At 66.5% G+C, this 11,156-nt stretch carries 12 protein-coding genes; 6 read left to right on the top strand and 6 right to left on the bottom strand.

Going from position 1 to position 11,156, the window contains the following annotated elements:
• The first annotated feature begins 350 nt into the window (after positions 1-350).
• Positions 351-842, top strand: a complete 492-nt coding sequence (gene ybaK, locus G3N99_RS25835) for a Cys-tRNA(Pro) deacylase (RefSeq protein WP_027789278.1) — start codon at positions 351-353, stop codon at positions 840-842.
• Between the two features lie 108 nt (positions 843-950).
• The gene (plsY, locus tag G3N99_RS25830; RefSeq protein WP_011352999.1) at positions 951-1,589 is read left to right on the top strand and encodes a glycerol-3-phosphate 1-O-acyltransferase PlsY; all 639 of its coding nucleotides are present in this window, start codon (positions 951-953) and stop codon (positions 1,587-1,589) included.
• Positions 1,590-1,668: 79 nt separating this feature from the next.
• Here the strand turns inward: plsY and G3N99_RS25825 are convergent, their stop codons facing one another.
• Positions 1,669-2,154 carry a YajQ family cyclic di-GMP-binding protein gene (locus G3N99_RS25825; RefSeq protein ID WP_206123803.1) on the bottom strand — a complete coding sequence of 162 codons (486 nt, stop codon included), beginning with the start codon at positions 2,152-2,154 and terminating at the stop codon, positions 1,669-1,671.
• A 137-nt stretch (positions 2,155-2,291) separates the two neighbouring features.
• Here G3N99_RS25825 and murB point away from each other — a divergent pair, with 137 nt between their 5' ends.
• Positions 2,292-3,341, top strand: a complete 1,050-nt coding sequence (gene murB / locus G3N99_RS25820; RefSeq protein WP_206123802.1) for a UDP-N-acetylmuramate dehydrogenase — start codon at positions 2,292-2,294, stop codon at positions 3,339-3,341.
• An 88-nt stretch (positions 3,342-3,429) separates the two neighbouring features.
• Here murB and argF read toward each other — a convergent pair whose 3' ends face one another.
• Positions 3,430-4,359: an ornithine carbamoyltransferase gene (gene argF / locus G3N99_RS25815; protein WP_043190066.1), complete on the bottom strand. Its 930-nt coding sequence runs from the start codon at positions 4,357-4,359 to the stop codon at positions 3,430-3,432.
• A gap of 413 nt (positions 4,360-4,772) precedes the next feature.
• Between argF and G3N99_RS25810 the strand changes: the two genes are divergently transcribed.
• Entirely contained in the window at positions 4,773-5,093 is a 321-nt protein-coding gene (locus G3N99_RS25810; RefSeq protein WP_034178852.1) for a DUF3579 domain-containing protein, read from the top strand.
• A gap of 155 nt (positions 5,094-5,248) precedes the next feature.
• On the opposite strand, the gene rpsT is transcribed toward G3N99_RS25810, so the two are convergent.
• The gene (rpsT, locus tag G3N99_RS25805) at positions 5,249-5,521 is read right to left on the bottom strand and encodes a 30S ribosomal protein S20 (RefSeq protein WP_039368270.1); all 273 of its coding nucleotides are present in this window, start codon (positions 5,519-5,521) and stop codon (positions 5,249-5,251) included.
• Positions 5,522-5,826: 305 nt separating this feature from the next.
• Between rpsT and murJ the strand changes: the two genes are divergently transcribed.
• Positions 5,827-7,377 carry a murein biosynthesis integral membrane protein MurJ gene (gene murJ / locus G3N99_RS25800; protein WP_206123801.1) on the top strand — a complete coding sequence of 517 codons (1,551 nt, stop codon included), beginning with the start codon at positions 5,827-5,829 and terminating at the stop codon, positions 7,375-7,377.
• 8 nt (positions 7,378-7,385) lie between these two features.
• Positions 7,386-8,228 carry a SirB1 family protein gene (locus G3N99_RS25795; protein WP_174941464.1) on the top strand — a complete coding sequence of 281 codons (843 nt, stop codon included), beginning with the start codon at positions 7,386-7,388 and terminating at the stop codon, positions 8,226-8,228.
• 63 nt (positions 8,229-8,291) lie between these two features.
• On the opposite strand, the gene G3N99_RS25790 is transcribed toward G3N99_RS25795, so the two are convergent.
• The 3 genes from G3N99_RS25790 to kdsB all read right to left on the bottom strand — a co-directional run bounded on the left by G3N99_RS25790 (position 8,292) and on the right by kdsB (position 11,000).
• Complete coding sequence (locus G3N99_RS25790) at positions 8,292-9,050, bottom strand: SDR family NAD(P)-dependent oxidoreductase (RefSeq protein WP_174944975.1); 759 nt, start codon at positions 9,048-9,050, stop codon at positions 8,292-8,294.
• Between the two features lie 293 nt (positions 9,051-9,343).
• The gene (gene adk / locus G3N99_RS25785; RefSeq protein ID WP_011352990.1) at positions 9,344-10,006 is read right to left on the bottom strand and encodes an adenylate kinase; all 663 of its coding nucleotides are present in this window, start codon (positions 10,004-10,006) and stop codon (positions 9,344-9,346) included.
• A gap of 208 nt (positions 10,007-10,214) precedes the next feature.
• Positions 10,215-11,000, bottom strand: coding sequence for a 3-deoxy-manno-octulosonate cytidylyltransferase (gene kdsB / locus G3N99_RS25780; protein ID WP_206123800.1), 786 nt, complete (start codon positions 10,998-11,000; stop codon positions 10,215-10,217).
• Positions 11,001-11,156: the final 156 nt, after the last annotated feature.

Below are 11,156 nucleotides of genomic sequence, written 5' to 3'. Positions count from 1 at the left end.
CGCGGGCGCGAGCGCGGCCCAGCGTGCGGGCACGTCGGCGATGCGGCGAGGCAGCGCGGCGAGCAGTGCGTCGACGTCGAGCGGCTCGGAAGAACGGGGGGACGAGGACATGGCGTCTCCAGAAAAGGGGCGGGCGGCAGCTGACGAGGTTGGCGAACGATCGTGCCATGACGGCGCGTGCGCCACAATCGGCCATTCGGGCAATAGCGCTTCGCGCTGTCCGCAATGATGATGGAAGGAATCATTGCGGCGCCGCAGCAGGCCGCCCGGCGAAAAACGGGCCGCGAGTATACCGCCGGTGCGAGGGCGTAATCGCGCGCCCGCCGGTCGTTCACCATTAAAATGCCGCCATGAGCAAATCCAGGCATGTGTCCGAAACTCCAGCCACCCAATTGCTGCGCCGCCACGGCGTCGCGTTCGGCGAACACCCGTACGACTACGTCGAGCACGGCGGCACCGGTGAATCGGCGCGCCAGCTCGGCGTCGACGAGCACAGCGTCGTGAAGACGCTCGTGATGGAAGATGAACACGCGAAGCCGCTGATCGTGCTGATGCACGGCGACCGCACCGTGTCGACGAAGAACCTCGCGCGGCAGATCGGCGCGAAGCGCGTCGAGCCGTGCAAGCCCGAGGTCGCGAACCGCCATTCCGGCTATCTCGTCGGCGGCACGTCGCCGTTCGGCACGCGCAAGACGATGCCCGTCTACGTGGAGGCGACGATCCTCGAACTGCCGACGATCTACCTGAACGGCGGGCGTCGCGGCTACCTCGTCAGCCTCGCGCCGGCCGTGCTCACGTCGCTGCTCGGCGCGCAGCCCGTGCAGTGCGCCAGTGTTGACTGAGGGTTTCACCTTCGTGGCAGGCCGCGCGCGTTCGGTAGAATGGGCGCCGTTTCGGCGTGCCGCGCGCAGCCGTCCCTTTACCGATACGTTGAAAGAAGAGTCCTCCGCATGCAGATCCTGCTCGCCGCCCTCGTTGCCTACCTGATCGGTTCGGTGTCGTTCGCCGTCGTCGTCAGTGGCGCGATGGGCCTGGCCGACCCGCGTTCGTACGGGTCGAAGAATCCCGGCGCGACCAACGTGCTGCGCAGCGGCAACAAGAAGGCCGCGATCCTGACGCTCGTCGGCGACGCGTTCAAGGGCTGGATCGCCGTCTGGCTCGCCCGGCACTTGGGGCTGCCCGATGTCGCGGTCGCATGGGTCGCGATCGCCGTGTTCCTCGGCCACCTGTATCCGGTGTTCTTCCGCTTCCAGGGCGGCAAGGGCGTCGCGACCGCGGCCGGCGTGCTGCTCGCGGTGCACCCGGTGCTCGGGCTCGCGACCGCGCTGACCTGGCTGATCGTCGCGTTCTTCTTCCGCTATTCGTCGCTCGCGGCGCTGGTGGCGGCCGTGTTCGCGCCGGTGTTCGACGTGTTCCTGTTCGGCACGGGCCACAACCCGGTCGCGTGGGCCGTGCTCGCGATGAGCGTGCTGCTCGTGTGGCGTCACCGCGGCAACATTTCGAAGCTGCTGGCGGGGCAGGAGAGCCGGATCGGCGACAAGAAGAAGGCGGCCGCTGACGGCGGCGCGCAGGACGGCGGGAAAGCCTGAGGAAGTGCGGCGCTGGCCGCATGCCGGGCGCGCCGCGTGTGCGGGGCCCGGCAGGATGACGTGACGGATCGTCCGGCGATCAGTCGCGGAAGTTGTTGAAGTCGAGCGGCGTGTTGGTCACGTCCTTGCGCAGCATCGCGATCACGCTCTGCAGGTCGTCGCGCTTCGTGCCGTTCACGCGCACCGCGTCGCCCTGGATGCTCGCCTGCACCTTGATCTTGCTGTCCTTCACGAGACGCACGATCTTCTTCGCGAGATCGCCGGTCACGCCTTTCTTCACGGTGACGATCTGCTTGACCTTGTCGCCGCCGATCTTCTCGACCTTGCCGTAGTCGAGGAAGCGCACGTCGACGTTGCGCTTGGCCAGCTTGCTGATCAGCACGTCCTTGACCTGGCCCAGCTTGAAATCGTCATCGGCGAACAGCGTCAGCTCGCGTTCCTTCTGCTCGACGCGCGCGTCGGAGCCCTTGAAGTCGAAGCGCGTCGAAATTTCCTTGTTCGACTGCTCGATGGCGTTCTTTACTTCGATCATGTTCGCTTCGGAAACGACGTCGAACGATGGCATGGCATTCCTCCCTTGAGATGCGGGCGCCCGGCTCGCGCGCGGGCACTCGCTATAATTGCGGACTGTTTGCCATTTTACCGATGCCCCTCCGTTTGCCCAAGGCCGGCCATGTGCTGCCCGGGTGGACGTGACCGCGAATGCCGATGCCTCCTGACGATTCCACCCTGTCGCTGCTTTCCGACCATCCGCTCGCCGCGCACAACACGTTCGGCATTGCCGCGACCGCGCGCTTCGCTGCGCGCATCACGCATGCGTCGCAGTTCGAGGCGCTTCATCGCGACCCGCGCGTCGCGAATTTGCCGCAGCTGGTGCTCGGCGGCGGCAGCAACGTCGTGTTCACGCGCGATTTCGACGGCGTCGTGCTGCTCGACGAGATCGCGGGCCGCCGCGTCGTGCGCGAGGACGACGACGCGTGGTACGTCGAGGCCGGCGGCGGCGAGAACTGGCACGCATTCGTCGCATGGACGCTCGAGCACGGGATGGCGGGCCTCGAGAACCTCGCGCTGATTCCGGGCACGGTCGGCGCTGCGCCGATCCAGAACATCGGCGCGTACGGCCTCGAGATGAAGGCGTATTTCGACTCGCTGGTCGCGGTCGAGCTGGCGACGGGGCGCAGCGAGCGCTTCGACGCCGTGCGCTGCGCGTTCGGCTACCGCGACAGCTTCTTCAAGCGGGAAGGGCGCGGCCGGTTCGCGATCGTGTCGGTGACGTTCCGGCTGCCGAAGCAATGGACGCCGCGGCTCGGCTACGCGGATGTCACGCGCGAACTCGACGCCCGAGGCATTGCAGCGGATGCGGCCACGGCGCGCGACGTGTTCGACGCGGTCGTCGCGATCCGTCGCGCGAAGCTGCCCGATCCGCTCGTCCTCGGCAACGCGGGCAGTTTCTTCAAGAATCCGGTGATCGATGCCGCGCAGTTCGATGCGCTGCGCGCCCGCGCGCCGGAAATCGTGTCATATCCGCAGCCGGACGGGCAGGTCAAGCTCGCGGCCGGCTGGCTGATCGACCGCTGCGGCTGGAAGGGACGCGCGCTGGGCGCGGCGGCCGTGCACGACCGCCAGGCGCTCGTGCTCGTCAATCGCGGCGGCGCAACGGGCGCCGACGTGCTTGCGCTGGCGCAGGCGATCCAGGCCGACGTGCGTGCGCAATTCGGCGTTGAGCTGGAGGCGGAACCGGTCTGCCTGTAACGCGGGTGCCGCGCCGTTTTCCGCGCGCCCAAACAAAAAGCGCCGATCGTCGATCGGCGCTTTTTTTACGTGTGTGCGTTCCGGCGCGTCAGTGCTTGAGGCGGCCGAGCAGCAGGAACTCCATCAGTGCCTTCTGCACGTGCAGGCGGTTTTCCGCTTCGTCCCACACGACGCTCTGCGGGCCGTCGATCACGCCGGCCGTCACTTCCTCGCCACGGTGCGCGGGCAGGCAGTGCATGAAGAGGGCATCCGGGTTCGCGTGGCCCATCATTTCCTCGTCGACGCACCAGTCGGCAAATGCCTGCATGCGGGCTTCGTTCTCGGCCTCGAAGCCCATGCTCGTCCACACATCGGTGGTGACGAGGTCGGCGCCCTTGCACGCTTCGTTCGGATCGTCGAACACTTCGTAGAACGGCGCGCTGTCGGGCGACACGAGCTTCATGTCGAGCGCGTAGCCGGGCGGCGTGGACAGGCGGAGCTTGAAGCCGAGGATCTGCGCGGCTTCGATCCACGTGTAGAGCATGTTGTTCGCATCGCCGACCCACGCGACGGTCTTGCCTGCGATCGGGCCGCGATGCTCGTAGTACGTGAAGATGTCGGCGAGCACCTGGCACGGGTGGTACTCGTTCGTCAGGCCGTTGATCACCGGCACGCGGGAATTGTCCGCGAAGCGCTTGATGACCTCCTGCTCGAACGTACGGATCATGATGATGTCGACCATTCGCGAGATGACCTGCGCGGAATCCTCGACGGGTTCGCCGCGGCCGAGCTGCGTGTCGCGCGTGCTCATGAAGACGGCGTGGCCGCCGAGCTGGAAGATCCCGGCTTCGAACGACAGGCGCGTGCGCGTCGAGCTCTTCTCGAAGATCATCGCGAGCGTGCGGTCGTGCAGCGGGTGATAGGTCTCGTAGTTCTTGAACTTGCGCTTCAGGATACCCGTGCGTTCGAGCACGTACTCGTAGTCTTCCAGCGAGAAATCCTTGAACTGCAGGTAGTGACGAATGGTTTTGGCGGTCATGAAGCGAAATACGGCGGGTTGCACCCGGCAGCAAGGCCGGACGGCGCCGCCGTCGGGTGTGGATAACTCAAAGCAGCATAAAGGATTTTCTGTGCTTTGACGAGCCGCGGAGGGAAGCGGGGCACGATCGCGGCGTGCGGCAAGCGGTGCAGGAGGAGGGGCGTCGGGACGGCGCGCGATGGCGCGCTGCGGTATAATCCGAAAGTTTTCTCCAGCCCGGCAGGCAAGCCTCCTCGCGCTCTGCCGGACACAAGCCGTGCGCTGCACAAATCCGGTGCAGTCCGCCGGTGGCGCGCGTCGACGTCCCGTTTTCGGGATATCGGAATGCTTGTGCCGCCGTCCGTTTCAGCTTTGTGTTCGCGTATCCAGGCGCCGTTGCCTGGACATCGCCGGGCCGTCACTTGGGTAACCACATGGCTGAAACCCCTCCGACCGAATTCTTCATCCAGGGCATCACGAAAGACGGGAAAAAGTTTCGCCCGAGCGACTGGTCGGAACGTCTGGCCGGTGTGATGGCCTGCTTCGGGCCGGGGGCGAGCGGGCCGAACGCACGCCTCAAGTATTCGCTCTACGTGCGTCCGACGATGCTCGGCGACCTGAAATGCGTGATCCTCGATTCCCGGCTGCGCGATATCGAGCCGATGGCGTTCGATTTCGTGCTGAATTTCGCGAAGGACAACAACCTCGTCGTCACCGAGGCGTGCGAACTGCCGGACTACGGCGCGAAGAAGTGATGCCGGCACGGGCGTGGGCGCTTGCCGCGCCCGCCCTGGCAACTGTCGTCGGCATGGCATGATGCGCCGGCGACAGACGACAAAAAAGCCCGCCTAGGCGGGCTTTTTTGCGATCGCAGGAAACAGGAACGCCCGCGTGAGCGGGCGCACCGGATTTACGCTGCTGCCTGCAGGCCCTTGACGGCTGCGGCCAGGCGGCTCTTGCTGCGAGCGGCCTTGTTCTTGTGAACGATCTTCTTGTCGGCGATCGTGTCGATCGTCTTGACGGCAGACTTGAACAGCTCTGCAGCCTTTGCCTGATCGCCGGCGTCGACTGCCTTGCGAACAGCCTTGATCGCGGTACGGAATTTCGAGCGCAGCGCCGAGTTGTGCGAGTTTGCCTTCGCGGCCTGGCGGGCGCGCTTGCGTGCTTGTGCGGAGTTAGCCATGACGGTTCCTTATCCTGTCCTGTTTCCAGAGCTTGGAGCCTAGACGGCCAAGCGCTGCTTTTCGATCCGTCCCCTGAGAACGATTGCCCAGGGGCGCATAAAAAAACGGTGATTTTAACCGAGGCAAGGACATGAAAACGGCAGTTGCCGTGCATGTACGAGCCCAGAAACCGGCGATTATAGCAACAAAATCAAGCGCGTGGCAAGTTCAACGTGACACCCGCCGAGCAGGGCACCGAACGCGTGGGTGCTTTTCGGCATCGGCCGCTGGCCGGGTCGCGCAACGTCCGTATAATAAGCGCCCCATGAATCTATTCCGAGCCCTGCTGACGGTCAGCGGCTTCACGCTGCTGTCGCGCGTGACCGGACTGGCCCGCGAGACACTGATCGCCCGTGCGTTCGGTGCCAGTCAATACACCGACGCGTTCTACGTCGCCTTCCGTATCCCGAACCTGCTGCGCCGCCTGTCCGCCGAAGGCGCGTTCTCGCAGGCGTTCGTGCCGATCCTCGCCGAGTTCAAGAACCAGCAGGGGCACGACGCGACGAAAGCGCTCGTCGACGCGATGTCCACCGTGCTCGCGTGGGCGCTTGCCGTGCTGTCGGTCTTCGGGATCGTCGGTGCGTCGTGGGTCGTGTTCGCGGTCGCGTCCGGCCTGCACACCGACGGGCAGGCGTTTCCGCTCGCGGTCACGATGACGCGGATCATGTTCCCGTACATCGTGTTCATCTCGCTGACGACGCTCGCCTCCGGCGTGCTGAACACGTACAAGAGCTTCTCGCTGCCCGCGTTCGCGCCGGTGCTGCTCAACGTCGCGTTCATCGGCGCGGCCGTGTTCGTCGCGCCGCACCTGAAGGTGCCGGTGTACGCGCTCGCCTGGGCCGTCATCGTCGGCGGCGTGCTGCAGTTCCTCGTACAACTGCCGGGCCTGAAGAAGATCGACATGGTGCCGCTGATCGGCCTCAACCCGCTGCGCGCGCTGCGCCACCCGGGCGTGAAGCGCGTGCTCGCGAAGATGGTGCCCGCGACGTTCGCGGTGTCGGTCGCGCAACTGTCGCTGATCATCAACACCAACATCGCATCGCGGCTCGGGCAGGGCGCCGTGTCGTGGATCAACTACGCCGACCGCCTGATGGAATTCCCGACGGCGCTGCTCGGCGTCGCGCTCGGCACGATCCTGCTGCCGAGCCTGTCGAAGGCGCACGTCGACGCCGATTCGCACGAGTATTCGGCGCTGCTCGACTGGGGCCTGCGCGTCACGTTCCTGCTCGCGGCGCCGAGTGCGCTCGCGCTGTTCTTCTTCGCGACGCCGCTCACCGCGACCCTGTTCAACTATGGCAAGTTCGACGCGCATACCGTCACGATGGTCGCGCGCGCGCTCGCGACCTACGGGATCGGCCTCGTCGGCATCATCCTGATCAAGATCCTCGCGCCCGGCTTCTATGCGAAGCAGGACATCAAGACGCCCGTGAAGATCGCGATCGGCGTGCTGATCGTCACGCAGATCTCGAACTACGTGTTCGTGCCGCTGATCGGCCACGCGGGCCTGACGCTGAGCATCGGCGTCGGCGCGTGCCTGAACTCGCTGCTGCTGTTCATCGGGCTGCGCAAGCGCGGCATCTACCAGCCGTCGCCGGGCTGGCTGCGCTTCTTCGTGCAGTTGATCGGCGCGGCGCTGGTGCTCGCCGGCCTGATGCACTGGCTGTCGATCAGCTTCGACTGGACCGGGATGCGTGCGCAGCCGCTCGATCGCATTGCGCTGATGGCCGCGTGCCTCGTGGTGTTCGCTGCACTATATTTCGGTATGTTGTGGGTGATGGGCTTCAAATACGCTTATTTCAGAAGGCGCGCCAAGTGACGACCGCAATGACCCGCGTCCTCGACTACTTCAGCACGCTCGTGGCAGACGACGACAGCCTGCCCGTCACGGAAGCGGCGCTGTCGCTGGCGCAGGACGCGTATCCCGACCTCGACCTGCAGGGCACGCTGGCCGAACTCGACATGCTGGCGGCGCGGTTGAGCCGGCGGTTCACGGACGATGCGGACCTGAAGGGCCGCGTCGCCGCACTGAACGATTTCTTCTTCCGCGAGCTCGGCTTCGCGTGCAATCACAACGACTACTACGACCCCGATAACAGCCACCTGAACGCCGTGCTGAAGCGGCGGCGCGGGATCCCGATCTCGCTGTCGGTGCTGTACCTGGAGCTCGCCGAGCAGATCGGCGTGCCGGCGCGCGGCGTGTCGTTTCCCGGTCATTTCCTGCTGCGCGTCACGCTGCCGGACGGCGACCTGATCATCGATCCGGCCAACGGCCATTCGCTGTCCGAAGCCGAGATGGTCGAGATGCTCGAGCCGTACGTCGCGCGTGCGGCCGGGGCGGTCGACAGCGCATTGCGCGCGCTGCTGCAGCCGGCGACGAGTCGCGAGATCATCGCGCGGATGCTGCGCAACCTGAAGACGATCTATCTTCAGACGGAACGCTGGCAGCGGCTGCTCGCGGTGCAGCAGCGGCTCGTGATCCTGCTGCCCGAGCACCTCGACGAAGTCCGCGACCGCGGTTTCGCGTATGCGCGGCTCGATTACCTGCGTCCCGCGCTCGAGGATCTCGAGCAGTATCTCGGCGAGCGGCCGGACGCGGACGACGCCACCGTCGTCGAGTCGCAGGTGACCGAATTGCGGCAGCGGATGCAGCGCGACGGCGAGGACTGAGCCGCCGCCGTGCGGTTGGAACCCTGAATGAAAAACGCCCGCGCTGCGGGCGTTTTTTTGTGCCTATTTCGGTTGCATCCGGATCGCGCCGTCGAGGCGGATCACTTCGCCGTTGAGCATCGGATTCTCGACGATCTGGCGCACCAGCAGCGCGTATTCGGCTGGTTTGCCGAGTCGCGGCGGGAACGGCACCATCGCGCCGAGCGCGTCCTGCACGTCCTGCGGCATGCCGAGCAGCATCGGCGTCTCGAACAGGCCGGGCGCGATCGTCATCACGCGGATGCCGCTGCGCGACAGGTCGCGCGCGATCGGCAGCGTCATGCCTGCGACGCCAGCTTTCGACGCCGCATACGCGGCCTGGCCGATCTGCCCGTCGAACGCGGCGACCGACGCGGTGCTGACGATCACGCCGCGTTCGCCGTCCGCGGTCGGTGCGGTCGCGGCCATCGCGGCGGCCGCGAGCCGGATCATGTTGAACGTGCCGACGAGGTTCACGTTGATCGTCTTCGCAAACACGTCGAGCGGATGCGCGCCGTCCTTGCCGACGGTCTTCGCGGCGGGTGCGATGCCCGCGCAGTTCACGAGGCCGCGCAGCGTGCCCGCGCGCGTCGCCGCGCTGACGGCCGCCTGCGCGTCGGCTTCGCTCGACACGTCACAGTGCACGAAGATGCCGCCCAGCTCGGTCGCGAGCGCCGTGCCCGCCGCGTCGTTCAGGTCGGCGAGCACGACCGTGCCGCCTGCCTGCGCGAGCATCCGCGCCGTGCCGGCGCCGAGGCCCGATGCGCCGCCCGTGATCAGAAACACGTTGCCGCGAATTTCCATGACTGTCTCCGTTGTTGAGCGCCCCTGGCGCGACAGCGCTCAGGGCGGACCCATGCAAGGTGGTCGACCGCGGTTGGCGCTTCGGCGCGTGTGCGCTGCCACGCAAGGCGGTCGCCCGATCCGATGCCGCGTGATCGGTTGAAATGCCGGGGCCCGGTAGCAGGGGCCCCGGCATCCGACCGATTGTACGGGGCGCGCTCGCGCGACGGCGAGGCCAGAACGGTCGTGCGAATTCCATCCGGGCAAAAAAAAGCCGCCCGGAAAGGGCGGCTTGCGGGTGCGCGACGCGCTGCTTACTTCAGTGCGCCAAACGCGCGCTCGCGGATTTCCTCGACGCTGCCGAGACCCGAGATCTTGCGATACTGCGGAGCCTTCAGGCCGTTTTCCTCGCCGCGCTGCGCCCAGTCGCCGTAGTACGTGATCAGCGGCTTGGTCTGCGCTTCGTACACTTCGAGGCGTTTCTTGACGGTTTCTTCCTTGTCGTCGTCGCGCTGGATCAGCGGCTCGCCCGTCACGTCGTCATGGCCTTCGACCTTCGGCGGGTTGAACTTGACGTGGTACGTGCGGCCCGATGCCGGGTGCGTGCGGCGGCCGCTCATGCGCTCGATGATTTCCGAGAACGGCACATCGATCTCGAGCACGTAGTCGATCGCGACGCCGGCTTCCTTCATGGCGTCAGCCTGCGCGATCGTGCGCGGGAAACCGTCGAACAGGTAGCCGTTCGCGCAGTCGGATTCCTTCAGGCGCTCCTTGACGAGGCCGATGATCAGCGCGTCCGGCACCAGCTTGCCGGCGTCCATGTAGCCCTTCGCCTCGACGCCGAGCGGCGTGCCGGCCTTCACGGCCGCGCGCAGCATGTCGCCCGTCGAGATTTGCGGGATGCCGAATTTTTCCTTGATGAAGTTTGCCTGGGTGCCCTTTCCCGCGCCGGGCGCGCCCAACAGGATCAAACGCATGGTGATATCTCCAGTATGTAGATTCGTGTGGCGAGACGCAAAAAGCGCCGGCGACGGCGTGCGCGGGGCTTGCCTGGCGCGTGGCGGACCGGTCTGATGCGGCGCGTCGGGTTGAGCGACGCGCGGCTGCCGGCAGGGCCGCGGGCGGGGTCAAGCGAGGACGCGCTGGTCGCGGACGGCTCGCACAATCGCCTGATTATGCCACGGGTTATTTTGATGACGGCTGAAAAAGGGCCTGCACGCGTGCGAGATCGGCCGGCGTGTCGATTCCGGCTTCGGGCGCGGACTCGGTGATCAGCACTGCGATGCGCTCGCCGTGCCAGAGCGCGCGAAGCTGTTCGAGCTGCTCGGCCTGTTCGATCGGCGCCTGCGCGAGCGTCGGATACGTGCGCAGGAAACGCGCGCGATACGCATAGAGGCCGATGTGCCGGTAGACCGGGAACGCGGGCGCAGGCATGGCCGCGACGTCGGGCCAGTGCGGCTGGTACGCATCCCGGCTCCACGGAATCGGCGCACGCGAGAAGTACAGCGCGACGCTCTGCGCGTCGAGCGCGACCTTCACCACGTTCGGGTTGAACACGTCGGCCGCGTCGTGGATCGGGTGGGCGGCCGTCGCGATTGCGCAGGCCGGATGGGCGGCGAGGTGCGACGCTACGTCGCGTACGAGCACCGGGTCGATCAGCGGCTCGTCGCCCTGCACGTTGACGACGACCGTGTCGTCGCCCCACCCGAAGGTCGCCGCGACTTCCGCGAGCCGGTCGGTGCCGGACGGATGGTCGGCGCGCGTCAGCACCGCTTCGAAGCCGTGATCGCGGGCCGCATCGAGCACGCTCTGCGCATCGGACGCGACCAGCACCTGCTGCGCGCCCGCTTCGCGCGCGCGTTCGGCGACGCGTACGACCATCGGCTTGCCGCCGAGATCGGCGAGCGGCTTGTTCGGGAGTCGCGTCGACGCGAGCCGGGCGGGAATGACGGCGATGAAGGGTTGAGTCATCGGGGAGGGCGGTGAGAAGAGCGGAGCGGGCGGCGCGATCCCGGACGATACTGGCGGAATCGACCGTTTCACGAGGTGAATCATGCGTATTGGGATGTGGGCCGGCGTGTGCGCCGTCCTTCTGGCGGGGTGTACTGCCGGCATGCCGCCGCTCGT

Origin of the sequence: Burkholderia sp. Ac-20392 (genome assembly GCF_017104585.1) — a bacterium.
In the GTDB taxonomy this organism is placed as follows: domain Bacteria; phylum Pseudomonadota; class Gammaproteobacteria; order Burkholderiales; family Burkholderiaceae; genus Burkholderia; species Burkholderia lata.
The sequence above is the reverse complement of the archived record's forward strand: the minus strand, read 5'-3'. Positions and strand labels throughout refer to the sequence as shown.